This window comes from Micromonospora sp. NPDC005553 (assembly GCF_042871765.1).
Taxonomy (GTDB): domain Bacteria; phylum Actinomycetota; class Actinomycetes; order Mycobacteriales; family Micromonosporaceae; genus Micromonospora.
The window spans coordinates 376,647-401,786 of sequence record NZ_JBIAJD010000001.1 but is presented as its reverse complement, the minus strand read 5'-3'; the positions used below and the strand labels follow the sequence as shown (position 1 = coordinate 401,786).

The following is a 25,140-nucleotide window of genomic DNA, read 5'->3' as shown; positions in this document are numbered from 1 at the left end:
AGCAGAACCAGCCCCGCTGTGGCTGCCGGGTTTGCTGCCGGTGGGCCCGGGTAGCCACGCGTTTCCGAGAGCGAAGGGCGGGGGCATGGCCGAGCTGGCGTTCGTCGACAAGGTTGCGGCACGGGCGGGTCTCCCGCCGGAGCAGGCACGCCCGCTCACCGAGGCGGTCCTGCGGACCCTCACCGAGCGGCTCAGCGGCGGGGAGGCGGGCGCGTTGGCCCCCCACCTGGCCGACGAGCTGAGCCCACTGCTGGTCAAGGCCGCCGAGCCGCCGGAGACCTTCGGCTACGACGAGTTCCTGAGCCGGGTCGCCGACCGCGCCGGGATCGACCGTCCGGCCGCAGAGCGGGGCACCCGGGCGGTGCTCCAGACGATGCACCGGGTGGTCGGGCACCGGGAGTTCGAGGACGCCCTGGCCCAACTCCCGGCGGACCTGCGGGCACTGGCGCAGCCGCTGCCGCACGGCCCCTGACCGACGCGCGCCGCATGCGTCGGTGACCGTTCGGTCCCTGGCGTGCCGCCACGACACCGGATCTACTGTGCGTTACCGATCGAACGCGCAGTGGCGGTTGCCCCGCGCCCGTCCGCCGGGTCGTCGCCGCTCCGATCCGAGGAGCGTCCCCCTTGGCGTCCATGGTGTCCCCGCGTCCCCTGCTGACCGCAGCGACGACCGCCGTCGCGATGATCACCCTCGCTCCCGCTCCCGCCGTCGCAGCGCCGTCACGCCCGCACAGCTATCGCGTCGTCGACCTCGGCACCCTGAACGGGGGTGACGGCGCTGCGACGGCGATGAACGATCGCGGCGACATCGTCGGCTGGAGCACGGTCGCCAGCGGCGCCCGGCACGCCGTGCTGTGGCGTCACGGTGTCATCACCGACCTGGGCGTGCTACCGGGTGACACGGATTCCAGCGCCGTGGACGTCAACGAGTTCGGTGACGTGGCGATCACCTCGTTCGGCTCGGACTACCTGACCCGCGCTGTGCTCTGGCGCGACGGTCAGCTCCACGACCTGGGCACCCTGGGCGGGGAGAACAGTGTGGCAATCGGCGTCAACGACCGACGGCAGGTGCTCGGCACCAGCGAACCGGCCGGAGACATGCCGCACCGCTTCCTGTGGCGCGACGGGGTCTTCGCCGACCTGGGTCGGGAGTACTTCTACGAGTTCACCGCCGACTTCAACAACGCGGGCGACGTGGTGGGCGGGTTCAACGTGCCGCCGCAGGACTACCCGTGCACCTGCGTCGGTGGCCGGCTGCGCGACGGGGTGTTCACGCAGATCGGCAGCGAGGCCCTCGGGGTCAACAACCGGGGCCAGGTGGTGGGCGCGGCGAACGGCCGGGCGTTCCGCTGGCAGAACGGGACACTGACCGACCTCGGCACGCTCGGTGGCGACTGGAGCCGCGCCACCGCGATCAACGACCGGGGTGAGGTGGTGGGCCAGAGCACCACCACCGCTGCGTGGCACCCGTTCCTCTGGCGCAACGGGTCGATGACAGACCTGACCACCCGGGGCGTGTGGGAGACCGACTCGATCGAGGACATCAACATCAGGGGCCACCTCGTCGGCGCCCGGGGGAACCGGCCGGTGCTGTTCCGCTGAGCGGAGATCTTCGCGCCGGTGGACGGGCAGGGCGCGGCCTGACCCGCCGGTCAGACCGCGCCCCTTCGTCCGAGGTCAGCCGGTTACCCCGCTACTGACCACCCACTTCTGGTGTGCGCCGCCCGCGTACGTGCCGAGCTGGATCTGGGTGCGGTCGGCGCTGCTACCGCCGGCGGCCTCCAGGACCTTGCCCGACTGCGGGTTGCGGATCGACCCGTCGGCCTGTGGCTGCCAGACCTGCGCGGCGGTGCCGTTGCAGGTCCAGAGCTGAACCTTCGTGCCGTTGGCGGTGCCGCCGTTGTCCACGTCCAGGCACTTGCCCAGCACCCGGTACGTGTCGCCGACCTTCGTCCACGACTGCGCTGTGGTGCCGTTGCAGGTCCAGAGCTGGATCTTCGTGCCGTCGGCGGTGCCCGCGTTGTCGACGTCCAGGCACTTGCCGCCGACGCCGGTGATGGTGCCGCCGGTCGGCGGCGGGGGACTGCCCGGGATGGAGTTGAGCGTGTACCAGGCCTCGGTGCTCCACAGTGACTGGCCGCTGGTCGAGGTGAACGGGCGCGGGGAACGCAGGTGCACCACCCGGCCGGCCTTGCGACCGGGCACCGTGAGACTGACCTTCTTGCCGTCCGCCGAGAGGGTCGCCGAGGTGACGGTCAGGGTCTCCTCGTCGATCTTCGGACCGCCGTAGCTCGACGTCGCCACGTACCGCCACTGCTTGAGCTTGTAGCGCGCGGCCAGCTCGGCGGCGGTCGCCGTCGACACCGGCTCGGTGTACTCCACCTCGAAGCCGGTCGTGGTGGCGCGCATCGCGAGCATCTCGAACGTGGTGGCGGTGTTCGGGGTGAGCTTCTGCAGGCCGTACGAGAGCTTGCCGGTCTGGCCCCAGTTGCCGCCCGCGCCGAGCCCGCCGACGTAGATCGCGCCGTCCGGGCCGACGTTGACCTCGGAGACGCCCGCCTCCAGGCCCTGGGTGAGCCGGAACAACGCGCCCTGGTACTCGCCGTTGACCTTCTCCACGTTCGCCCGTTGCAGGCCGCCGTAGGTCACGTCACCGATGACGAACTGGCCGGCGTAGCGACCGCTGGTCAGGTAGAGCGGCGTGCTGGGCGAGTTGGCGATCTCGTTCTGCGGCATCCAGAGCACCGGCTGCGTGACCGGTGCGGTGTCGAACGGACCCGCCGGGGTCGTGAAGTGGTTGAAGAACCGGCCCTGCTTGACGTGCACCAGCTTCGACGAGGGCAGCCAGCCACCCTGGTTGTCGGTGACGAAGATGCCGCCCTCCGGGCCCCAGCCGATGCCGTGTGGCGTACGCAGGCCGCCGGCGACGTAACTGACCGCGCCGGTGTCCTTGTTGACCTTGAGGGTGGTGCCGCGGTTGGTGGCGGGTTGCGGGTTGGTGGTGGCGCCGCCGGAGTTGATCGACACCGACAGGTTCAGATAGAAGAACCCGTCCTGGTAGAGCAGGCCGAACGCGAACTCGTGGAAATTGCCGCCGTACGGCCAGGTGGCGACGGTCTCCAGGCGCTCGGCCGCCTCGTCGCCGCCGGTGTTCACCAGCCGGGTCAACCGCTGCTTCTCGGTCACGTAGACCACCCCGTCGACGACCTTGAGCCCCATCGGTTCCTTGAGGCCGCCGGCGATCTTCTTGGTGGTCACGTTGCCCGGGCTCGTCGATCCGCCGGTGTTACCGAGGATCCAGACCTCGCCGTCCTGGGAGGTGCCGGACTGGTCGCTGCCGCCCCAGGTGCTGATGACCAGTCGGCCGTCGGCCAGCCAGTCCATGCCGGTGACCTTCGGCTGGAAGCCGCTGGGCCGCAGGTTGGTCAGCGTGTAGCCGGGGTGCACGCCGGTGAGCGGCAGGCCGTCACCGGGGGTGTCGGAGACGCCCTCGCACTCCTTGCGTCCGGGTGCGGTCACCCGGACCACACCGGCGTCGGTGCTCAGCGCCGAGTTCGGTACGACAACGAAGGTCGACGAACCGGGCGTCTTCCACTCCAGGGTGATCTGCTGCCCGCCGCCACGCTCGAAGTGGTCGATGCGCAGCGGGTGCAGGCCGGCGGTGAGGGTGACAGTGCCCTCCTTGGGCGGGGTCGCGCCGTGCAGGCCGTCGTGGTTGATCACGACGGCGTTGTCGATCGACAGCTTGGAGCCGTCGTCGCTGCTGAGCCGGAAGGTGTAGCTGCCGGCCTGGGCGGTGGTGATGTTGCCGAGCACCTGCGAGACGAAGTTGTCCTCGAAGCCGAAGTCGGCCGCCGAGGTCCAGTTGATGGTGGACATCAGCTTGTCCACGTTCGGGGTCTGGGCGGGCTTGAGGGTGCACAACTCGGACAGCGGCACCTGCACGTCGAAGACGCGCAGCGTGACGCCAGGTTCCTGTGCGGGGGCGGCGTTGGCGGGGGCGGCCCAGAGGCCGGCGGTGAGGACGAGTGCCAGCGCACCCAGGACGGGATGGTGGAGTCGGCGTAGCAGGCGTGTGCCCATCGTTCCTCCAGGAGGCAGTGGAGTGTCCGACGGTCGGCGTGGATCAGCGGTGAGGATGACCGTCGGCCCGGCTCCGTAACGTCCTCGACGCCGACGAGTGACGTTGCGGAAACACCGGGTGGATGGCTCGGAACATTAAGGGGTTTCGATTGGACTGTCCATGGCTTCGCTCCGATGCATCAAAAGTTACCGATGTCCATGCGAAAGTTCGCCATGTTACGCGAAGAATGTCTGACCGATCGGCCTGCCGCCGGCCAGTCGACGGTGCCGCCGACGGCCCGCCACTGGCCGTCGACAAAGCGGTCCACGCCCTTCTCCTCCGTTGACGACGAGGCCGGCGATCATCGATGCTCGGACTCGACGGTCACCACGGAGGTGTCATGGCGTTGCTGGAAGTCGCTGTCACGACGCTCGGCGGCGCGCTCTCGGCGACCGTCGGCGTTGTCGTCGGCGGGATGCTCACCCGCAGTGCGCAGGACCGGCACTGGCTACGGGACCGGCAACTCGTGGCCTACCAGGACCTGCTGCGGGAGTACGCCACGTTCACGATGATCCTGCGGCGCGCGCACCTGGGACGCACGGGGTGGGACTACGACTGGGGGGTGTGGAGCGCCGCGCTGATGTCAGCCAGCCTCGTCGCCCCGAGCGCGGTCACCGCCGAGATCGACGCCTTCGGCCACGCGGTGCAGCGACTCCTGGACGTCGCCACGGGAGTGGACACGACAACCGCGCCGCTGGCGCAGGATCAGTTCGAGCAGGCGATGGTGGCCCCGACCCGGGCGCAACTGGCCCTGGTCAATGCCATGCGCCGATCCGTGGGACGGCACCAGGGGCCGCTGTCGACGTGGTTGGGCGGGGCGGGCGGCCGCCCGGCGCACTGGGAGACGGCTCGATCCTGACACCCTGCCCCGTGCCGGCCGCGTCGGACCGGCCTATCGCCGTCCACGTCGAACCGGCCCGCTGGACCGCTTGCCGGACTTGCCGGCCGGCATGGCGGCGCTGCGGCCTGGGGTGCTGCCCTTGCCTGCCGAGCCGGCCGGCCGACGGCTCGGCGTGGTGGCTGCGCGTGTGGCGGGCCGACGGCGGGCCGCCACCAGCACGAGCACGGCGACCGTGACGACGATCAGGGCCGGGATCAGCCAGGCCGGGAACCCGCCGTCCCGCTGCTCCTCGGCGGCACCGGCCGGTGGGCTCGCCGGAGCGCCGGTGGGGGCGATCGGGCTGCCGGTGGCCCCGGAACTGGTCGAGCCCTCGCCCTCGGCCTGGGCGAGCAGCGTCGGATCCGGCCCCGCCGTGGGCGCCGACCAGCCGGCCGGGGCCGCAGTGCCCGGGCCCTGGTAGTCGAAGGTCACCTCGCCCCGCACCGCCTCACCGTCCGAGGCGACCGAGAGGTAGCTCGCGGTGTAGCGGCCCTTCGCCGGCCAGTGCGCAACGGTGACCATGGCCGGGAAGCCGGTGTGGTAGAGCCGTGGCTCGAACACGCCGTTGACCATGAAGTACTCGGTGACCGGCTTGTCCAGGCGCTTCGGCTCGCCGTAGGACCACCCGTTGTCCACTCGCGACCCGTCCGGACCGCTGATGGCGAAGTGCGCGTTGGACGCCGGCTTCTCGGTGAAGTACAACGCCAACTGGGTCAGTGGCTTGCGGACGACGGTGCCCTTCAGAGGCGTGGAGGTCGCCAGCTGGCCGTGCGCGGACGCCGGGGCGACCGGCAGCAGCAGCGACACCACCAGGGTCGCCGCCAGCGCCGCCACGACACGGCTCAGGGCCTTACGCACAGTGACCAGCTTCGATCGCATTCGTTCATCATGGTCATTTCGCCGGCACCGAACAAGACGTAGAGTTCTCCTCCCCGACGATCAACCCGACACCCGTCCCCCTCGCGTCGTTCGGAGTCCGCCCGTGTTCGTCCGTACCCCCGCTGCCCGGACCGCCGCCGCCCTCGCCGCCGCCGCCCTCGGCGCCCTGCTCCTCGCCGGTTGCGGGCAGGACGACGACCCCTCCGTGGCCGCCCCCTCGGCGGCACCCACGTCCGTGGCCCCGTCGAGCGCCACCCCCACCGGGCCGACCCCGACGGCGGCCAGCACGCCCAGCGCCTCCGCCAGCGCCGCCGCGGTGGACCAACAGATCACCGTCACGATCGCGAAGAAGCGGGTCGACCCGCCGACCGGACGGGTCACCGTAGGTAAGGGGCAGTCGGTCCGGATCACCGTCACCTCCGACGTCGCCGACGAGCTGCACGTGCACGGCTACGACCTGGGCGCCCGGCTGCCGGCCGGCACGCCCGGCTCGGTGGAGTTCCGCGCCGACAAGACCGGGCTGTTCGAGGTGGAGACGCACGAGTCCGAGCTGGTGCTCTTCCAGCTCGTCGTCCGCTGAACGACATGACGGCCGCTCCCACGCTGCTGGCACACGGCGTCGGTGGTCGTCAGGACCTACCGATCACCCTGCCGCAGCTCGTCGTCGCCGCCGCGCTGACCCTCGTCGTCACGTTCGTGGCGCTGGGCCTGCTCTGGCGCGAACCCCGGCTCGACCGGGACGCCACCGGCGGTCGCCCGGTGCCGCGCCGGCTCGCCCGACTCGTCGACGCGCCCGCGTTCCGGTGGGCGCTGCGCGGCCTCGGCCTGCTTGCCGCCGCCTGGTTCTGCCTCGGTCTGCTGGGCGGGCCCGACACCGCTGACAACCCGACCGCCGGCGCGCTCTACGTGCTGCTCTGGGTCGGGCTGGCCCCGCTGTCGCTGCTGCTCGGCCCGATCTGGCGGGCGGTCAACCCGCTGCGCACCGTGCACCTGCTCGCGGCGCTGGCGGCGCGGCGCGACCCCAACCGTGGGCTCCGTGAGCTGCCCGACAGCGTCGGGTGGTGGCCGGCAGCCGCCACAGTGTTCGGGTTCGTCTGGCTGGAACTGGTCGCCCCCGACCGGGCCACCCTGCCGGTCATCACCGCCTGGCTGACCGGGTACGCGGTGGTCCTGCTGGCCGGTGCCGTGCTGTTCGGCGCCGGCTGGTTCGACCACGCCGACCCGTTCGAGGCGTACAGCACAGTGATCGGTCACCTCGCCCCGCTCGGCCGGGCCGCCGACGGCGTGCTGGTCTGGCGTAACCCGCTCGACGGGATCGCCGGCCTGCGACCCCGTCCCGGGCTGGTCGCCGTGGTGATCGTGCTGCTCGGCTCGACCATGTACGACAGCCTCTCCAACGCGCCGGGCTGGTTGCGCTTCAGCCAGGAGAACGGCCTGCACCCGGCGGTCACCGGCAGCGCCGGTCTGAGCCTCGTCATCGCCGCCGTCGCGGTGGCGTACCTCGCCGCGACCGGCGCCGCGGCGCGGATCGGTCGCGCCGCAGCGACCGATGCCCGTCAGGTGCCGGGCGAGATCGCCCACTCCATCGTTCCGATCGCGGTGGGGTACGTGGTGGCGCACTACTACTCGCTGCTGATCCTGGAGGGCCAGCGCACCGTCGCGTTACTCTCCGACCCCCTGGGCACCGGCGCCAACTGGCTCGGCACCGCCGGCTGGGAGCCGCAGACCGCGCTGATCACGCCCTCCGGGGTGGCGAGCGTCCAGATCACCGTCATCATCCTCGGGCACCTGCTCGGCACGCTGCTCGCCCACGACCGCGCGCTGTACCTGTTCCCCCGGGCCCGGGCGGTGGCCGGCCAACTACCCCTGCTGGCACTGATGGTCGCGTACACCGTCGCCGGTCTGCTGCTGCTCTACGCGGGGTGATCCCACCCGGCTCCGACCCGTGCGCCATCATGCCCCGTGGACTCCGATCTTCAGCGCTACCTCGACGACCTCGTCAGCACCGCCCGGGACGTGCTCGGCGCCGACCTGGTCGGCGCGTACGCGGCCGGCTCGGTGGGGCTCGGGGCGTACCAGCCCGGCCGCAGCGACGTGGACGTGGCGCTGCTCAGCGCCGGGCCGCTCACCCGCACCGTCAAGCAGACGTTGGTCGCCCGGCTGCGGCACGACGCGCTGCCCTGCCCCGCACGCGGGCTGGAGTTGGTCGTCTACGACCGCGCGGTGGCCGCCTCCGGCACCCCCGACCCGGGTTTCGAGGTCGAACTGAACACCGGGGCCGCCATGCCGTTCCGCCGCACCCTCGACCCCGCCGACCGCCCGGTCACCGACGGCCGATTCTGGTACGGCCTCGACCGCAGCATCCTGCACCAGAGTGGACTCCCACTGCTCGGGCCACCGGCGGGGGAGGCCTTCGCCGACCTCGCCCCGGCCGACCTGCGCCGGCTGCTCATCGAGGCGCTGTCCTGGTGGCTCGCCCTGCCCACCCCGCCGGCCGACCAACCCGCGCCCGGCACTGAGGACGCCGTACTCGGCGCCTGCCGCTCACTGGTGCGCCACCGCGACGGCGTCTGGTTGGCGAAGGTGGCCGCCGGCCAACGGCTGATCGACGCCGACGACCGGGCCGAGGTGATCCGTCAGGCGGTCGCCGCACGCCACGGCGGGCCACCGCCCACCGGGGCGCAGGCCCGCGCCTTCCAACAACGGGTACGCGACGAGATCGCCGGGTAGCGGTCGCCTGGGCGGGCCCTGCGGCGCTCAGCGGACCGGGCTGGACACCAGCGAGGCGAAGAGCAGGTTGAGACCCTCGGTCATGGTCGGGTGGGTGATGACCGCGTCCCGCAGGGCGGTCCACGGCATTCCGGCGAGCATGGCCAGCTGCACCGAGGTGATCACCTCACCGGCCTCGGCACCGAGTAACGACGCACCGAGGATCCGGTCGCTGCTGGTGTCGATGACCGCCTTCCACATGCCCTGGGTCTGTCGCAGGGTGCGTGCCCGGGGGATGGCGGCGACCGGCAGGTGGGCGACCTGGATGTCGTACCCGGCGCGGCGCGCCTCGGTCTCGGTCAGACCGACCCGCGCCAGCTCCGGGGTGGTGAAGACGGTGTACGGGATCAGCCGGTCGGCGGTGCTGCGTTGGCCTCCCGCGAGGTTCGCCCGGATGATCCGGTAGTCGTCCAACGAGACGTGGGTGAACTGCGGGCTCCCGGCGACGTCCCCGGCCGCCCAGGTGCGCTCGGCGCTGGTACGCAGGTGCTCGTCGACGTCCACGAAGCCCCGCTCGCTGAGCCGTACGCCGGCCACGTCCAGGCCGAGCCCGTCGGTGACCGGTTCCCGCCCGGCCGCCACCAGCACGTCGTCCCCGATCACCACGCTGCCGTCGTCGAGCGTCACCCGGAGCGAGCCGTCGGCCTCCCGGTCGACGCGCGCGACAGCCACACCCACCCGTACGTCGATGCCATCATCGAGGAAGACGCGCATCACCGCGTCGCTGACGTCGGGGTCCTCGCGGGTGAGCAGCCGTGGACCACCCTCGACCAGTGTCACCGTGCTGCCGAACAACGCGAACATCTGCGCGAACTCCACCCCGACGGTGCCGCCGCCGAGCACCACCAGCCGGGCCGGCAGCCGGTCCAGGCGCAGCAACTCGTCGCTGGTGAGCACCCCGGCCTCGGCCATCCCGGGCACCGACGGCAGATGGGGGCGGGTGCCCGTGTTGATCACCACGTCGCTGCCGCGCAGCAGTCGTTCGCCGCCGTCGGCGAGTGCCACCCGTACGGTTCGTGGGCCGACGAACCGGGCCTCGCCGATCACCAGGTGCAGACCGGAGTCGAGGAACTGCTGCCGGTTGGCGGCGACCATCCCCTCCACCACGTCCTGCTTGTGCGCGCGCAACAGGTCGATGTCGACCCGGCCGCCCTCCACAGTCAGGCCGAGCGCCGACGCGTCCCGCAGCTGACGGGCGGCCCGCGCGCTGGTCACCAGCGCCTTCGTCGGGATGCACGCGACGTTGATGCAACTGCCGCCGATCATGCCGCGTTCCACCATGGCGACCCGCTGGCCGGATCGGGCCACGTCCATGCTCAACGTCTTGCCGGCCTTGCCGCCACCGATGACGAGCAGGTCGAACTCCTCCGGTTGGTCGGTCACCGGGCGCTCCTCTCGGTCACCGGTCGGGCCGGCGGCCACCGCTGGTGCGCGGCGGCCAGCCCAGCCTGCCAGGTCCGACCTGCGAGGCGACCCGGTTCCTCGCAGAATCCGCCCGAGCCATCACCCGTTCCTTGATCAGGTGATGAAAAGTAGGTCTCCGAACCTCCTACGAGCTACTTTTCATCGCTTGATCACCGCTGGTCAGCCATCGTCCATGAGCTTCGTCGGCGTACCCACGTGGCGAGCCCGGTGGGGGATCATTGCTGGATGCCTGACATCCCGCCGCGGTTCCGTGCACGGGTTCGCCACGAGCCGGATCGCTCGTACGCGGTGCTGGTCGACGGACCTGACGGGGAGGTGCTGGTCGGCGCCACCGGCAGTCTGAGGAAGGTGCGCACTGTGGCACGCGAGGGTGCCGCTCGGCTGTACGGGGTGACGGCGGAGCGGGTCGACGAGGAGTACCTGGACATGGTGATCCCTCAGCCTCCGTATGGGCGCGACGGGCAGTGGGTGCGCATCATCTCGGCAGGCGAATCCGCCGCGCCGGACGACCTGGTCGACCTCGGCAAGGTCGGACAGGCGCACTGGTTCGGCCACGAGGGCGCCTGGTTCGTCATGGTGACCGGCTCCGGCACCGCCATCTATCCCAGCGAATACCTCGACTTCGCCCCCACCGTCACCGACGAGGAGGTCGCCGAGCTGCGGAGGTACCTCGCTCGGTCCGCCCCGTCTCCCTCGTGAGTGGCTGATCGGCCGGACGCTCGGCCCGGGCCCGTGCGGATCCGCTCCGGGCCCGGGTGCAACCGCTGCTGAGGTCAGTGCCGGGCGGCGCCGTTTTCGCTGACCGGCTGCCCGAAGGCCAGGAACGGCACGGGCGTCGGTGCGTCAGTGCCGATGTGCCGAGGGAAGGTCCGCTCGGCGTCGTCGGCGCTGACCTCCCGGGCCGCCGTACGGTCGGACGTCGTCGACTCCTCCGCGACCGCCGCAGCATGCGCGTCGTCTGCCTGCTCCACCGGTGCCCGGTCGCCGTTCGCGTGCTCGGCCGGGGCCTGGTCGCCACTGGCCTGTTCCACCGGGGTCAGGTCGGCGTAGCCGTTCTCTGCAGAGCCCCGATCGGCAGGTGTGGCGTTGAGCGGGGCGCGGTCGGCAGTGGCGCGATCGGTGTCCGCATCGTCCACTGTCGGGCGCTCCGCGGAGTACCGGTCGACGCGGTCGACGGTGAGCCGCTCGACGCGCTCCGGGGCGGGTCGGTCGGCGCTGGAGCGGGAGCCCACCATCGGGTACTCGGCGGTCTCCGTACCGCCGGCTGCCGCGGCCATGACCGCGGCGGCGGCGAGGTCGGCCACCCGCTTCGCCTCCCGCTGTACGCGGGCGCGGACCTCCTTGGCGTGCCGCTCGGCGGAGTCGCCGGCCCGCCGGGCCTCGTCCAACCGGGCGCTTTCGGCGGTCAGGTCCCGACGGACCTCACCGAGTCGCTGCTGCATCCGGGACAGCTCGTTCTCCAGCGTCTCGCCCTCCTGGCGGATCTCGGCGAGCTGCTGACGGCCGGTGTCCAGCTCCGCGTTCAGGTCGGCGGCCTCCTGCCGGCGCTCCTCAAGCTCCTTCTGCAGGGCGGCGAGCTGCTGCTGATGGCTGGCGGCCTGCTCGTCGGCGCGGTTGCGCAGCTCGGTCACGTGCTGCTGCGCCTCGGCGAGCAGCGCGGCTATCTGCTGCTCGGTCGCGCTGCGCTGCTCGGCCAGCTCCTGCTCGGCGGCGGCCTGCTGTTCGGCGATGTCCTGCTCGGCGGCGGTACGCCGTTCGTTGACCTCTCGCTCCACGCTGGCCTGCCACTGGGCCATCTCCTGCTGGTGCTTGGAGCGGGCCGACTGGAGTTCCTGCTGGATCTGGGTACGGGCCGACTTCATTAGCGCGTCGGCGGCGACCCTGGTCTGGTTGAGCTGCTGCGCGCTCTGCTCGGTGATCCGCTTGGCCTCGTGCTGGGCGCGCTCGTGCGCGGCCTCACCGTCGGCCCGCAACTGCTCGGCGTGCTCGCGGATCGCTGTCAACTCGGCCTCGGCGTGGGCGCGCCGCTCCTCGTGCGCCTGCTCCTGCTCGGCCCGCCGCGCGGCCAACTCCTCCGACAGCTCCTGACGTGCCTGCGCGGCCCGCTCACGGGTGTCGGCGAGGATCCGTTCGGACTCGCTGCGCAGCTCGTTGGCCCGGTCGGTGGCCGACTCGGTGATGATGCCGGCCTGCTTCTCGGCGAGCGCCATGATCTCGCCGACCATCGGGCCCAGATCGTGGAACGAGGCGCGGTCCACCTGCACAGGTTGCTCCTGAAGCTCGGCCAGTTCGGCGCGCAGTCGCTGCACCTCGGCGGTCAGTTCACGGACGCGGACGGCGGAGCGCCCGTGCTCTCCGCTCAGCATCGCGATCTGGCCGTCGAGCTGCTCCAGGTGCCGGTCCACCTGGCGTTTGTCGTATCCGCGAAGGGCGAGCTCGAAGCTCGGCCGGGAGGCCGCATCGTCGCGTGCTGCGTGCGGCTCAGCGCCGATGGACATGCACCATCCTCCGTACGATCGGGGCGTCAGGGTCGGCGATCGCCTGCCCCACGGGCCGTCAGTGTGGCGCAACGCTACCGCTGACCGGACCTCATGCGAAGTCCTGCCCCACCACCTCTCACGTTGCCGTCCCGCGTTGCCCCGTTCCCGCGCCGACCATGGACTCATGCTGCCGGGAAGGTGATGCTCCACCACCCTTTGTCATCCCGCATCACTCCATGATCGACGCAGGTCGACGTGGTGACCGCACGGCGACGCGCGCGTGGGGTCAGCGTCGGCGGGCGACCAGGACCGCGTCGTGGAGGGTGATGTCCTCACCGTTCTGGTTGGTGGCGAGGCGGGAGCGTTCCTCGGCCGCCAGTACCTCCCAGTGGGCCGGTTCCAGATCGGCGGCCACGTCGTGCGCGGTGTACATCATGTCCGGCATGTGCATCCGGTGCGCCGACCCCCACAGATCCGAGGGGTGGTGCCCGACGATCAGCAGGACCCCGCCGGGTGCCACCGCGGCGGCCAGCCGGCCGAACAACTCCCGCCGCTCTTCCGGCGGCAGGTGCATGAACTGTGCGGACACCAGGTCGTACGCCTCCTCGGTGGGCGGCTTGTCCCGTAGGTCGGCGTGGGTGAACTCGATCCGGTCGCGCACGCCCGCGGTCTCGGCGTGCGCGGCGGCCCGGCTCAACGCCGTGGTGGAGATGTCCACCGCCGTCACCTGCCAGCCGCGCCCGGCCAACCACACCGCGTCGGCACCCTCGCCGCTGCCCACGTCCAGGGCGCGCCCCGGGGCCAGGTCGGTGACCTCGGCGACCAGTTGCGGGTTCGGCCGGCCACTCCAGACCGAGGGGCGGGACTGGTAGCGCTCCTCCCACGCCGGTTCCTCGAACGTCGTGGCCACCAACTGCCGGTACGCGGCCACCGCGTCGCGGGTCTCCTCGGCGATGAGATCGGCGTTGATCGCCGCCGCCGCGGTCAGGCCAGCCCCGGCAGACGTGATCACCTGACCGCGGATGTCGGCCACGTTGCCCGCCACCCAGACGCCCGGGACAGTCGTCGCGCCGGTGGCGTCGGTTGGGATCTGGGCGCCGATGACGTGCTCGCCCATCGTCACCTCCTCCGGGGCCAGACCCAACCCCACCAGCACATCGGAGCGGGGAGTCAGCCGCGTCGCCACCACGATCGCGTCGAGCGCCACCACCCGGCCGTCGGCGAGCCGTACACCGGTCAGCGCGTCGTCGGTCACCTCCACGGCGGCGACCGGGCCGGGCACCACCGCGATGCTGCGGGCGGCGAGCCGCTCGGCGGTCTCCGCGTCGGGCACCGGCGCGTCGTGCAGGAGGAGCAGCACGCTGGGGCTCCACTGTCGCCACATCTCGGCCTGGTGCACGCTCAACGGGCTGGTCGCCAGGACGCCGATCCGGCGGTCCCGAACCTCCCAGCCGTGGCAGTACGGGCAGTGCAGCACGTCGCGACCCCATCGCTGGGCGAGGCCGGGCACGTCGGGCAGTTCGTCGGTCAGACCGGTGGTCACCAGCAGCCGGCGGGCCCGTACCGAATCCCCGCCGTCCAGGCTCAGCCGGAACCCGTCGTCGTCCCGGGTCGCGGCCTGCACCCGTCCGGTGCGGAACTGTCCGCCGTACCCGGACACCTCGGCCCGTCCGATGGCGAGCAGCTCGCCCGGCGGCGTCCCCTCCCGGCCCAGGTAGTTGTGCACCCGGTCGGCCGGCGCGTTGCGCGGCTCACCGGAGTCGATCACCAGCACCGACCGTCGGGCCCGGCTCAGCGCCAGGGCTCCGCTGAGCCCTGCGGCACCGCCGCCCACCACCACCACGTCGTATGTCTCGTCCACCGGTATCTCCCTCTTGCTCTGTCGGCTGCGCCCACCATCCGTCGCCGTCGGCAAGGTGGCAACTATCCTTGCCGTTATGGCAAACGAGGACAACGCCGCACTGGCGGCCGTCGGCCCCCGGCTGCGTGCCCTGCGTCACCAACGTGGGACCACGCTGACCCAGCTCGCCGAGCTGACCGGCATCTCGGTGAGCACCCTGTCCCGGCTGGAGTCCGGTAGCCGTCGCGCCACCCTGGAGTTACTGCTTCCGCTGGCGAGGGCCTACCAGGTGGCGCTGGACGAACTGGTCGACGCCCCCGCCACCAGCGACCCCCGGGTACGCCCCAAACCGATCGTCATCCACGGCGTGACGTACCTGCCGCTGACCCGCCGGCCGGGCGGCGTCCAGGCGTTCAAGCAGATCTTCCCGCCCGACCCGTCCGCCGGGGGCCGAATCCCGCAGGCCCACGAGGGGTACGAGTGGCTCTACGTGCTCTCCGGCCGGCTACGCCTGCTGCTCGGTGATCGTGATCTGACGCTGACCCCGGGGGAGGTGGCCGAGTTCGACACCCGCGTCCCGCACCTGTTCTTCAACCCCGGCCCCGGCACCGCCGAAGCCCTCAGTCTCTTCGGCCCGCAGGGGGAGCGGTTGCACGTCCGCGCCCGCCCGGCCACGCCCGACAAGCAGCAGTAGTCGAGCCCGACCCCGTCGGCGGTGGAGTTTCCAGGAGCTGCTCAGCCCCACCGTCGCAGGATGGTTGGTTTGTCGAGCTTTCCGACCGGCGTGTGCGGAAGCTCGTCGACCACCCGTACCCGGTCAGCCACACCGTGCTCGCGCAGGAGGCGGCGCGCCGCGGCGGCGACGTCCGACGCCGGGGCTCCGTCTGCCGGCGTCACCACCACCAGCGGAGCCGCCCCGTCATCCGCCGCCGCCGACGGCACGACCGCCGCCTCACGCACCGCCGCGTCGGCCTCCAGCGCGCCTTCGAGCTGAGGTGCGAAGATCGGTCGTCCCGACGTGGTGGCCAGGACGTCGGCGACCCGGCCCAGCACGCGGTACTCGCCGGATTCCGTCTGCTCGCCCACGTCGCCGGTCCGGTACCAACCGCCACGGAAGGCACGTGCCGTCTCGACCGGGTTGCCCTCGTATCCGATGCTGGTGTGCGGCGAACGGGCCAGGATCTCACCGAGCGCCGGCGTCTGCGCCGAGAGCGGTTCCAGCGCCACCTCGACCCCTGGTAGCGGATACATGCCGCGGGACTCCTGCGCGACGTCGTCCATGTTGCCCAGGACGATGCCGAACTCGGTCGACCCGTAGATGCGACGGATCCGGATCCCGAGGTGTCGGCGTGCCCGCGTGATCACCTCCGGGCTGAGATAGGCCCCGCCGCAGAGCGGGAGCCGCAGCGACGGCAGAGCTGTTGAGCTGCTGTCGGCAAGCAGCTGATAGTGGCGTGGCAGGGCGCTGAAGATCGTCGTGCCCGATTCGGCGAGAGCATTCAGTAGCCGGTCCGGCGGCGCGGCAGGGTCGGAGAACACGAGCCGGGCGCCGGCCAGGAGCGCCGGAAACATGTGCACATCGACACCATGGGCCACATCCAACGGATGCATGGTCAGGAAGACGTCCTCAGCGGTCACCTGGAGATAGGACAGCCACTGCCGCCGGTCGGCCAGTAGGTCTTCCTGACGCCAGGCGACGAGCTTGGGGACCCCGGTGGAGCCGGTGGTCTCCAGCAACCGGAAGACGCCGGCCCGAGACTCGACCGGCAGCGCCTCGACGGTGCGCGGGGCGGGCTCGGCGAGGAGCGTGTTGACGGCGAGGGTGTCGACCGGGGTCTCGAACAGGTCGTCATGCTGCTCGTGGATCAGGAATCGGACCGGGACCTGGCCCAGCGACCAGCGGAGCCGATCCCGGTCCGACTGCACACTGATCGGCAGGTGCACCGCGCCGAGCCGAGCCAGGGCGAGAATGGTCGCGACGTACGCGGGGCCGTTGTGCAGACGGGTGGCGACGTGGTGACCGGGCTGCACCCCGACGCCGAGCAGGCCGACGGACGCCCGGTCGACGAGGTCGCTCAGCTGGGCGTACGTGAGCTCCTCGCCGTCGACTGCCTGCACGGCCACCCCGTCCGGGTGGGTCCGAACCACCTCCTGGAACGCCTCATGCAGCATGCAGATCATCCCGACGTGCCGTGTTCAGAGTGACCTGACCGCGCAGAAGCAGCCGCACCCCGTCGGCACCGATCGCGGTGCGCCCGTGCAGGGTGCGCTGGTTGTCGATCACGAGAAGGTCGCCCACCTGCCAGCGGTGCTGGTAGAGGAATCGGGGGCGGTGCAGGAAGTCGCTGAGCTGGGTGAAGAAGTTGTCGGTGGTGGTCTGGTCGCCGCCTTTGACCCGTACCTGCCAGCCATGGTTGGCGCCGGCGGGGAACGGCAACGTCAGGTTCAGCGACCGAACCCGACCGTAGTCGCGGACGGTGGGGATCTCGTACCAGTCGTCAGGGACCGTCGGGAAGTAACCCCGGTCCTCGACCAGATACTCCAGCCCTACGGTCTCGATCGTCTGCCGCAGGTCGTCCGGCATCTCGGCCCACGCCGCCAGCTGGTCACAGACCGTCGTCTCGCCGGATCCCGGCTCGTCGCGGAACTCGCTGGCGTAGAGGACGATCAGATCCGTCTGCTCTCCTACCAGGATGCCGTCGGTGTGCAGCGGGAGTGGGCCGCGCCCGGTGACCACTTTCCCCTCGTCTGCTGAGGCGTTCAACTTGAGCAGGTCGGCGCGGCCCTCGCCGAACTTGTGCTCAACGGTGTCGCCGAGCTCATGCACCAGGCGTTGAAAGGCCGGTTCGTCGAGATCGAGCCCTCGTACGAGGGCCGCACCGGTCCGGGTCGCGGCACTGCGGCAGGCGCTCGCCAGATTGTTCGTGGGGGAGGGGTCGAGTACCAGCCCGAGACCTGACGGGGTGAGGCTCAAGGTCATCTCCTGAGGTGTGGCATTGGGATGGGTGACGCGGCCGCGGTGAGCGGGCTTCGGGGTGGTCAGCGCCGGGCGTCGGCGATGCCGCGCTCGTACACCTGAAGTGGGTCCCAGTCGTCGATCGAGCCTTCCTGCGCCAGATTCACCAGTTCGCGGAAACAGGCAAGGTAGATCGCGGCCCGGTCGACGCCGGGGGCATCCGTCTCGAGTCGCTTCACGACTCCTCGCTGCAGACCGCCGCCGTGATGAACGGCGATCTTGCGACGCCAGGCGATGTCATGCGACACCCGTCGGCTCATGGCCTGGCGAAGGTGGAACTTCTCCCTCCCGTCGCGCACCTTGCAGTCCGGCGCCGTGTCCAGGGCCACCTGGATCACCGACCACGCCCAGAACGGGTGGTGGACTTCCCGGCCGTACGCCAACGGCAGCCGGCTGGACAACTCGTTGGTGAACCGGGTCTGGTGGATCGCAGCGATCGTCTGATCGATCAGCTCCTCCGGCGTGCTGAACGGACGGTAGATGCCGGCGTTGATGAGGTCGCTCCCATATCCGGTCAGCAGCACCTCGTCGCGCGGGATCTCGGTCCCGTCGTAGAGCGCCGTCGCGGTCAGCGCGACCTCCACCACCTCGGGCTCCGTGACACCCAGCCCTCGGATGGCCTGCGGGACAGCAGCCAGGATGCGTTCCTCGGACAGCTCGACCCGGCGCACGGAGAGACCCAGGTGATCGCCCAGCTCCGCGGCGTCGTCGAACTCGTCACCCCAGGGAGTGCCGGCGCTGTACGGCGTCAAGGCGAGCCCCTCCGAGGCGGCGAGCACTGTGACAGTGCCGGAGTCGATGCCGCCGGACAGGAGGGTCGCGAACCGGTCGAGCGGTCGGTCTCGGGCTATCGACCGAATCTGCTCCTGCAGGGCACTGACCTGATCCTCTCCGGCTTGCAGCGCGTCGGTACGCCCGGGACGACGCAGATGCCGCAGGGGATCGTCGGCCAGTGCGGTGCGTAGGGTCCACCCGTCGCGCAGCCGCCTGCCCTCCTGTACCGCGCCGAACGGTACCCGGCTGACGTGCAGCAGTGCGGTCTCGTCGCTGCGCGGCTGAGGTCCCTCCGGGCGGACCTCGACGGGCAGACCGAGCGCGGGCAGGATCAGCGGGGCCAGGAACAGGTCGGTGAAGTAGGCGAGCTTGCCATGAGACCGGTTGAACGCCAGGTAGATGGCATCCTCGTTCAGCGCTGTGGTCCGTACGACGACGCGGTCCTCGTCGACGAGGATCCGCGCCCTGTCGGGCTCGGTCGTGGCGGGTGTGGCGCCGCCGTTCGGGGACCGGACCGACATCGTCCGCACATCGATCTCCAACGGCGTGGTGCGTGGGCTGTCACCCGCCAACCCGCTGGTGTGAACTCTCAGGTCACCGACGTGGACAGCGGGACTTATCCGTTCCAGAGGGGTCAGATCGCAGTTTCCGACCGCCGCCCACCTGCTGGCCGCCATGATGGTGTTCCTTCCGCGTCGATGGTCTGCGACGTCACCGACCGCTGTCGATGACCTGTCGCATGTTGCGCTGCGCCTCGCCGGCGGCGAATGCCGCGCGGTGCGCCTGCTTGCCGATGACTCGAAGCTGTTCGAGCCCGTCGACGAATTCCCTGTTGAGGTACGGTTTGGTGCTCCGGAAACCGGCCGTCGGGTAGGCCGCGAAGGACCGGGCCCGCTGCACGGCGACGGACAACAGCCGATCCACCGGGACCACGTCGTGGAGCAACTTGTCCTGCAGGCTCCGCTCCGCCGACCAGTCCCCGCTGGACATCAGCATCTGCTGCATGACGCTGCGGCCCACGGACCGTTCGAGCATGTATCCACCGAAGGTGCAGGCGATGCCCACCTGGAACTCCGGCATCTTCAGCACGCACCGGTCGCTGCCCACCCGGTAGTCCGCGGTGAGCGCGATCTGCAGGCCGATGCCGATCGCGAAGCCGTCGATCGCCACCACCAGTGGGCGGTTGAGCTGTAGACAGGCGACGTACAGGTCGGTGATGTGATCGATCCACTCATCAACCTCGTCGCCGCCTCGGAACGTCGACGTCTCGTGGAAGTCGCCCCCCACGCCGAAGGACCTGTCGACGCCGCTGAACAGCACGACCGCACGGACGTCCGGGGCGTCGAGCTCGCGAACCGTCTCGGTCAGCGCCCGCATCCGGGGCATCGACCACATGTTGTGCCGGTGGCCCTCGGAGAACTCCACCACGGCCACGCCCTCGGAGACGTCGAGGCTGAAATAGGTCTGCGTGCTCAATTCCGCTGACATTCGCTTCCGCTCTTCCGACTGGTTGGTGTCGCTCCCGGCGTATCGGTGCCGCAAGACCGGCCGGGCAGCTCAAGACACGCCGGCGTACGGCGAAGAGCGGCGGGATCGTCAAGCACGGTACGACAGGAGCGCGGCTGGTGGCAATGGCGGGCCATTACTACGCCGACCTTGCTCAGATAACCCTCATTTTGGGCATCATCGCGCTCAATGTCAATAGCCGCAATTTCGAAGCTTCGTTGTTCGACCAAAGCCGGGCCCCGCTGGCGATCGGCGCATGTTTCGGTCAATTTCTACTCCCCGTCGGGGGTGTTGTCTCCACCACATCGAGAATCGCTCCCAGATGGCGAGAAGGGGCACCCGCCCCAACGCCCCCTGACATAGTGTGGTCGCACGTGGACGGTCAGTGCAGGCTGGGGCATGGGCATATCGGCAGGTCAGAGACGCGAACAACACGCGGGGTGTTTGAAATCAGACAAAGAGTGATCAGCTCGACGGAAGCGCTGCTTTCGTCGACGCCATTGCCCGTACCGGTTCCCACTCGGTCCGGGGGTGTTGGTCGACTGCATGGAGGGTTGGCCCGCCGGATGTCGGGGTTGTGACAAACGGAAATAGGCGGTCGCCATAAAGCCACGAGCATCCGACGCGACCTCATCCCGAAATTCGGGGGCATCTACCGGTCGCCTTTGTGGTCGACCTGTGGTAATCGCTGCCCCAATCCGCACTGGCCGGTGAGCCGGGCTGCACCGCCTCAATAGAAGACAATTGTTCGACAATTCTGCGCTCAATTGGCTGCAGAATGGATGACGCCTGCGCAAAAACAAAGGCCATGGCGTTGCGACATGAGGTCCCGACGGGCCCGGAAAGGCGTGTCCGATGACCCAGAAGCTCTGGGGCGGTCGCTTCGAGGAAGACATCACACCCGAGGTACTCGACTACACGCTCACTGTTGACATCGACGTCCGGCTGATCCCACACGACCTGTGGCAGAACATCGCACACGTGCTGCTGCTGGCTCGTCAGGGCATCGTCCCGCAGGACGCGGCGCGATCCATCGTCGCGACGTTGGTCAAGCTGGACCAGCAACATCGAGACGGCGCGCTCACGCTGCGAGCCGAGTACGAGGACGTCCACCTCAACGTCGAGCAGATGGTCATCGAGGAGCTGGGGCTGGACGTCGGTGGCCGGATGCACACGGCCCGGTCCCGCAACGATCAGGTGTCCACCGATGCCCGGATGTACCTCCGCGACGTCCTCCTCGAGGCGATCGACGCCAACCTCGACCTGATCGACCGGCTGACGCAGCTCACCGATCAGGATTTCCGCACCGTGCTGCCGGGGTACACCCACAGCCAGGCCGCCCAGCCGATCAGCGTCGCCTTCTGGCGGACGGCACACGCCAGCGCGCTGCTGCGTGATGTGCGCCGTCTGCGGGACGCCTTCGGTCGGGTCAACGAGTCACCGCTCGGAGCCTGCGCGCTCGCCGGCACCTCATTCCCGCTCGACCGCGAGGCGACTGCACAGCTCCTGGGCTTCGACCGGGTGCTCAGCCACGCCCTGGACGCCACCAGCGCCCGCGACCACATGATCGAAGCGGCTGCGGCCTTCGCCCTCGGCAGCAACAACCTGTCACGCATGGCGGAGGAGATCGTCATGTGGAGCGGTCACGAGTACCGGCTCTGCGAGGTGGGGGACGCCTTCACCACGGGCAGCTCCATCATGCCGCAGAAGAAGAACCCGGTGGTCGCCGAGCTGGTACGCGGACGGTCCGGCCGGGCCACCGGAGTACTGGTGCAACTGCTGACAGCGGTCAAGGGTGTCACGCTCGGGTACAGCTGCGACCTGCAGGAGGACAAGCCGTTCCTGTGGCAGAGCATCGACTCGTACCTGTCCACCCTGCGCGTGGTGGAGAGCCAGACCCGTACTCTTCGCTTCGACCCGCAGCGCGGCGAGGAGCTGTGCTGGGACAACTTCTCGACCGCCACCGAGCTGGCCAACTATCTCGTGTCGGCGGCCGGGGTGTCGTTCCGCCAGTCGCATCACATCGTCGGCAAGGTGGTCGGTCAGCTGATCAGCCGGCAGGCGACGCTGCGCGACCTCGAGCTGGTGTCGTCGATGCTGGCCGACGAGGGCCATCCGGTCGCCGTGGACGTGCTCCGTGAGCTGCTCGCGCCACTGAACGCCATGAACGGCTACACCAGTGGTGGTGGCACCTCCACCGCCAGCGTGATGGACGTCGCGGCGGAGCTGCGTACCAGTTCCACCGCACACCGTAGCTGGAGCCGTACCCGTCGCGACGGCCTGGCCGCGGCCCGCGCCGGCACGCTGCGCGGCGCCGACGACGTGGCGGGCGGCGCCCCGATCGACAAGACACTCGCCGCTGTCCTCGACGAACTCGCGCACGACCACCCTGATCAGGAGCAGTCATGAAGATCGTTCTCGCCTACTCCGGTGGCCTGGACACCTCGGTGGCGCTGCACTGGCTGCGCGACCGGTACGACGCCGAGGTGATCGCCTTCTGCGCCGACATCGGGCAGCTCGAATCCGTACCGGACGTGCGCGAGCGCGCCCTGCGGACCGGCGCGTCCGAGGTGCGGGCGGAGCCACTGACCGATCGGTTCCTGACCGACTTCGCGTTGCCCGCCCTGCAGGCACACGCCCGGTACGAGAACAAGTACCTGCTGGCCGCGCCGCTGTCCCGACCCCTGATCGCACAGCGGATGGTCGAGATCGCGCACGCCGTCGGCGCGGACGCGGTGGCGCACGGCGCCACGGGCAAGGGCAATGACCAGGTCCGCTTCTTCACCAGTGTGGCGGCGCTCGACCCGTCGCTGAGGGTGCTGGCACCGGTGATCGACTGGGAGTTGAAGACCCGCGAGGACGAGCTGGCGTACGCCGACAAGCACGGCATCCCGGTGCCTGTCGGCAAGGAAAAGCCCTACAGCATCGACACGAACGTCTGGGGGACCAGTATCGAGTGTGGCGAGCTCGACGACGTCGCCCAGCCGCCGCCGGCCGACGCGTGGCAGCTGACCGGTGATCCTCGCCAGGCCCCGGACGAGCCGACCCGGGTACGGATCGGCTTCGCCGGGGGTGTTCCGGTGAGCCTCGACGGTGAGTCGCTGGGTCTGAGCACTCTGGTCGGCCGCCTCAACGCGCTCGCGGCACCGCATGGCATCGGTCGGATCGACATCACCGAGAGCCGGATCGTCGGTTTCAAGACCCGGGGCATCTACGAGGCGCCGGCGGCAACGGTGCTGATGGCCGCGCACGCGGAGTTGGAGTCGCTGGTGCTGGACCGCGAAACACTGCACCACAAGCAGTCCATCGCCCTGCGATACGCCGAACTCGTCTACTACGGGTACTGGTTCAGCGATCTGCGTCGGGCCCTCGACGGATTCGTGGCGACCCTTCAGCCCGCGGTGACCGGCGAGATCGCCGTGGACATGTTCAAGGGGAACTGCACGGTGGTCAGTCGGTCGTCGCCGAACTCCCGCTACAGCCGGGCGATGGCCACCTACGAAGCCGGCGACCAGTTCGATCACCAGGCGGGTGCCGGCTTCGCCTACGTGTGGTCACTGCCGCTGACCGCCGGTCACCGGGCCTGAGAAGCAGAGAGGAGCGACACCCGTGCGAGTAGTGTTCATGGGCTACCAGACGTGGGGGCATCGAGTGCTGCAGGCGCTGATGGACTCCCGCCATGAGGTGGTGCAGGTCATCACCCATCCCGACAGCGGGCACGAGTACGAAACCATCTGGAACGACTCGGTGGTCGACCTGGCCGAAAAGCACGACCTGCCGATCCTGGTCCGTCAGTACGCCAATGACGACGAGGTCGCCGCACGGCTGCGGGAGTTGGCCCCGGACATCATCGTGTCGTCGGACTGGCGGACCTGGCTGTCGCCGGCCGTGTACGGCCTGGCGCGGCACGGGGCGATCAACGTCCACGACGCCCTGCTGCCTCGCTACGGCGGCTTCGCCCCACTCAACTGGGCGATGATCAACGGTGAACGCGAGGTCGGGGTCACCGTGCACTTCATGAACGATGATTTCGACCTCGGCGAGATCGTGTTGCAGCGCCGGGTCCAGGTGAGCGACAAGGACACTGTGACCAACCTGTTCGAGCGCACCATCGAGATTTTCCCGGAGATCACCCTGTCGGCGCTGGACCTCATCGAGAGCGGCACCGGGCAGTGGATCAGCCAGGACCCGGCCCAGGCGACGTTCTTCCACAAGCGATCGGTGGAGGACAGCCGGATCCACTGGACGTGGCCGGCCGACCGGTTGGCCAATCTGATCCGGGCGCAGAGCGACCCCTACCCGAACGCTTTTGCCTACCACAACGGTGTCCGGCTGCGAGTTACCGCAGCGGCTGTGTCGTCCAAGCGCTACGGAGGGACGCCGGGCCGGATCTTCTGCCCCGAGGGAGACGGCGTGGTCGTGGTGTGCGGGCCGGATGCCCACACCGGACGCGAGCAGGGGTTGAGGATCCTCCAGGTGCGCACGGACGATGGCACGGAGCTGCCGGCGCGCGCCTACTTCACGTCCATGGGGGGCTATCTGACATCTCACTGATCCGGCCACCGACAACCCAAGGCGGAACATGTTCAGCATTCTGATGTCGCTGGCGTCGGCAACGGTTCTGGGAGCCGCCGACTTCGTCGGCGGCTTCGCCACCAAGCGCGCCGCGGCGGTGACCGTCGTGCTCTGGTCGAACATGGCAGGGCTGGCGACCGCCGTGGTGTTCGTCGGGACCGTTGGCGGCGGAAACCTCCGGGCCGCCGACGCCGGCTGGGGGGCACTGGCCGGGTTGGCCGGCAGCGTCGGCGCCATGCTGCTCTATCACGCCCTCGCCCACGGAGTGATGAGCGTGGTCGCTCCGACCACCGCCGCCATGGCCGCGATCCTGCCCGTCCTCGTCGGCCTGGCCGGCGGGGACACCGTGTCGGTGATCGGGGCGGCCGGACTGGCCTGCGGACTGATCGCCATCCCCTGCGTCTCGGTCACGTCGGGCGGCGACCGGCCGGGTCGACAATCGCACCTGCGGACCGTGGCCGGTGCGTTGGCCGCCGGTGCCGGCTTCGGCCTGTTCTTCGTGCTGCTGTCCCGTACCGGGGACGGGTCGGGGCTGTGGCCACTGGTGGCCGCCAGATGCGCCTCGTTGACACTGCTCGTGCTCGCCTGGCCGATCGGTCGTTGGCCGATCAGAGCTCCCCGCAACACGGTGCTGCTGGCCCTGCTCTCCGGTGGCCTGGACATGCTGTCGAGCGTGCTGTATCTGCTGGCGGTCCGTGAGGGCTACCTGTCCGTGGTGGGCCTGCTGGCATCGCTCTACCCGGTCAGCACGCTCCTGCTCGCGCGGGTCGTGTTGCGCGAACGCGCCACCCGGGTGCAGTGGGCAGGTGTCGTCCTGGCGCTGGTCGGGGTGTTCCTGCTGGCATCCCGCTGACCCGCGCGGTTAGGCCACGA

The 25,140-nt window shown here is 70.2% G+C and carries 22 protein-coding genes; 12 read left to right on the top strand and 10 right to left on the bottom strand.

Going from position 1 to position 25,140, the window contains the following annotated elements:
- The first annotated feature begins 85 nt into the window (after positions 1-85).
- Both ACFYPG_RS01950 and ACFYPG_RS01945 read left to right on the top strand, forming a co-directional pair.
- Positions 86-472, top strand: coding sequence for a DUF2267 domain-containing protein (locus ACFYPG_RS01950; protein WP_088989254.1), 387 nt, complete (start codon positions 86-88; stop codon positions 470-472).
- A gap of 161 nt (positions 473-633) precedes the next feature.
- The gene (locus tag ACFYPG_RS01945) at positions 634-1,602 is read left to right on the top strand and encodes a hypothetical protein (protein ID WP_387350876.1); all 969 of its coding nucleotides are present in this window, start codon (positions 634-636) and stop codon (positions 1,600-1,602) included.
- Positions 1,603-1,677: 75 nt separating this feature from the next.
- On the opposite strand, the gene ACFYPG_RS01940 is transcribed toward ACFYPG_RS01945, so the two are convergent.
- Together ACFYPG_RS01940 and ACFYPG_RS01935 are read right to left on the bottom strand one after the other, a co-directional pair.
- The gene (locus ACFYPG_RS01940; RefSeq protein WP_387349583.1) at positions 1,678-4,083 is read right to left on the bottom strand and encodes a ricin-type beta-trefoil lectin domain protein; all 2,406 of its coding nucleotides are present in this window, start codon (positions 4,081-4,083) and stop codon (positions 1,678-1,680) included.
- Positions 4,084-4,262: 179 nt separating this feature from the next.
- Entirely contained in the window at positions 4,263-4,391 is a 129-nt protein-coding gene (locus ACFYPG_RS01935) for a hypothetical protein (RefSeq protein ID WP_387349582.1), read from the bottom strand.
- A gap of 72 nt (positions 4,392-4,463) precedes the next feature.
- Between ACFYPG_RS01935 and ACFYPG_RS01930 the strand changes: the two genes are divergently transcribed.
- On the top strand, positions 4,464-4,982 hold the full coding sequence (locus ACFYPG_RS01930) for a hypothetical protein (protein WP_387349580.1): 519 nt from the start codon (positions 4,464-4,466) through the stop codon (positions 4,980-4,982).
- Positions 4,983-5,015: 33 nt separating this feature from the next.
- Here the strand turns inward: ACFYPG_RS01930 and ACFYPG_RS01925 are convergent, their stop codons facing one another.
- Entirely contained in the window at positions 5,016-5,882 is an 867-nt protein-coding gene (locus ACFYPG_RS01925) for a copper resistance protein CopC (protein ID WP_387349578.1), read from the bottom strand.
- 103 nt (positions 5,883-5,985) lie between these two features.
- Between ACFYPG_RS01925 and ACFYPG_RS01920 the strand changes: the two genes are divergently transcribed.
- Genes ACFYPG_RS01920 through ACFYPG_RS01910 form a run of 3 tightly spaced genes read left to right on the top strand, consistent with a single transcriptional unit; the run spans position 5,986 to position 8,612 of the window.
- Entirely contained in the window at positions 5,986-6,462 is a 477-nt protein-coding gene (locus ACFYPG_RS01920; protein WP_387349576.1) for a hypothetical protein, read from the top strand.
- Positions 6,463-6,467: 5 nt separating this feature from the next.
- Entirely contained in the window at positions 6,468-7,808 is a 1,341-nt protein-coding gene (locus ACFYPG_RS01915) for a hypothetical protein (protein ID WP_387349574.1), read from the top strand.
- Between the two features lie 36 nt (positions 7,809-7,844).
- Positions 7,845-8,612 carry a nucleotidyltransferase domain-containing protein gene (locus tag ACFYPG_RS01910; RefSeq protein ID WP_387349572.1) on the top strand — a complete coding sequence of 256 codons (768 nt, stop codon included), beginning with the start codon at positions 7,845-7,847 and terminating at the stop codon, positions 8,610-8,612.
- Between the two features lie 27 nt (positions 8,613-8,639).
- Here the strand turns inward: ACFYPG_RS01910 and ACFYPG_RS01905 are convergent, their stop codons facing one another.
- Positions 8,640-10,034, bottom strand: a complete 1,395-nt coding sequence (locus tag ACFYPG_RS01905) for a dihydrolipoyl dehydrogenase family protein (RefSeq protein WP_387349571.1) — start codon at positions 10,032-10,034, stop codon at positions 8,640-8,642.
- Positions 10,035-10,301: 267 nt separating this feature from the next.
- On the opposite strand from ACFYPG_RS01905, the gene ACFYPG_RS01900 reads away from it, so the two are divergent.
- Positions 10,302-10,775: a hypothetical protein gene (locus ACFYPG_RS01900; protein ID WP_387349569.1), complete on the top strand. Its 474-nt coding sequence runs from the start codon at positions 10,302-10,304 to the stop codon at positions 10,773-10,775.
- Positions 10,776-10,849: 74 nt separating this feature from the next.
- On the opposite strand, the gene ACFYPG_RS01895 is transcribed toward ACFYPG_RS01900, so the two are convergent.
- Both ACFYPG_RS01895 and ACFYPG_RS01890 read right to left on the bottom strand, forming a co-directional pair.
- Positions 10,850-12,574 (bottom strand): hypothetical protein, encoded by a 1,725-nt coding sequence (locus ACFYPG_RS01895; protein ID WP_387349568.1) that lies wholly within the window; start codon positions 12,572-12,574, stop codon positions 10,850-10,852.
- 268 nt (positions 12,575-12,842) lie between these two features.
- The gene (locus tag ACFYPG_RS01890) at positions 12,843-14,417 is read right to left on the bottom strand and encodes an FAD-dependent oxidoreductase (protein ID WP_387349566.1); all 1,575 of its coding nucleotides are present in this window, start codon (positions 14,415-14,417) and stop codon (positions 12,843-12,845) included.
- 76 nt (positions 14,418-14,493) lie between these two features.
- Here ACFYPG_RS01890 and ACFYPG_RS01885 point away from each other — a divergent pair, with 76 nt between their 5' ends.
- Entirely contained in the window at positions 14,494-15,090 is a 597-nt protein-coding gene (locus ACFYPG_RS01885; RefSeq protein ID WP_355006711.1) for a helix-turn-helix domain-containing protein, read from the top strand.
- Positions 15,091-15,131: 41 nt separating this feature from the next.
- On the opposite strand, the gene ACFYPG_RS01880 is transcribed toward ACFYPG_RS01885, so the two are convergent.
- From ACFYPG_RS01880 to ACFYPG_RS01865, 4 genes are read right to left on the bottom strand one after another with little or no spacing between them, the layout of a single operon-like run.
- Entirely contained in the window at positions 15,132-16,568 is a 1,437-nt protein-coding gene (locus ACFYPG_RS01880; protein ID WP_387349564.1) for a class I adenylate-forming enzyme family protein, read from the bottom strand.
- Positions 16,558-17,376, bottom strand: a complete 819-nt coding sequence (locus ACFYPG_RS01875) for a TauD/TfdA family dioxygenase (RefSeq protein ID WP_387349562.1) — start codon at positions 17,374-17,376, stop codon at positions 16,558-16,560. Before ACFYPG_RS01875 ends, ACFYPG_RS01880 begins: the two co-directional genes overlap by 11 nt.
- Positions 17,377-17,435: 59 nt before the next feature.
- Entirely contained in the window at positions 17,436-18,863 is a 1,428-nt protein-coding gene (locus ACFYPG_RS01870) for an asparagine synthase C-terminal domain-containing protein (RefSeq protein WP_387349559.1), read from the bottom strand.
- Between the two features lie 34 nt (positions 18,864-18,897).
- Positions 18,898-19,674, bottom strand: a complete 777-nt coding sequence (locus tag ACFYPG_RS01865) for an enoyl-CoA hydratase/isomerase family protein (RefSeq protein WP_387349558.1) — start codon at positions 19,672-19,674, stop codon at positions 18,898-18,900.
- Between the two features lie 873 nt (positions 19,675-20,547).
- Between ACFYPG_RS01865 and argH the strand changes: the two genes are divergently transcribed.
- From argH to ACFYPG_RS01845, 4 genes are read left to right on the top strand one after another with little or no spacing between them, the layout of a single operon-like run.
- Positions 20,548-22,101: an argininosuccinate lyase gene (gene argH, locus ACFYPG_RS01860; protein WP_387349556.1), complete on the top strand. Its 1,554-nt coding sequence runs from the start codon at positions 20,548-20,550 to the stop codon at positions 22,099-22,101.
- Entirely contained in the window at positions 22,098-23,279 is a 1,182-nt protein-coding gene (locus ACFYPG_RS01855) for an argininosuccinate synthase (RefSeq protein ID WP_387349554.1), read from the top strand. Before argH ends, ACFYPG_RS01855 begins: the two co-directional genes overlap by 4 nt.
- Before the next feature lie 22 nt (positions 23,280-23,301).
- On the top strand, positions 23,302-24,246 hold the full coding sequence (locus ACFYPG_RS01850) for a methionyl-tRNA formyltransferase (protein WP_387349552.1): 945 nt from the start codon (positions 23,302-23,304) through the stop codon (positions 24,244-24,246).
- 28 nt (positions 24,247-24,274) lie between these two features.
- Positions 24,275-25,120, top strand: coding sequence for an EamA family transporter (locus ACFYPG_RS01845; RefSeq protein WP_387349551.1), 846 nt, complete (start codon positions 24,275-24,277; stop codon positions 25,118-25,120).
- Positions 25,121-25,140 lie beyond the last annotated feature (20 nt).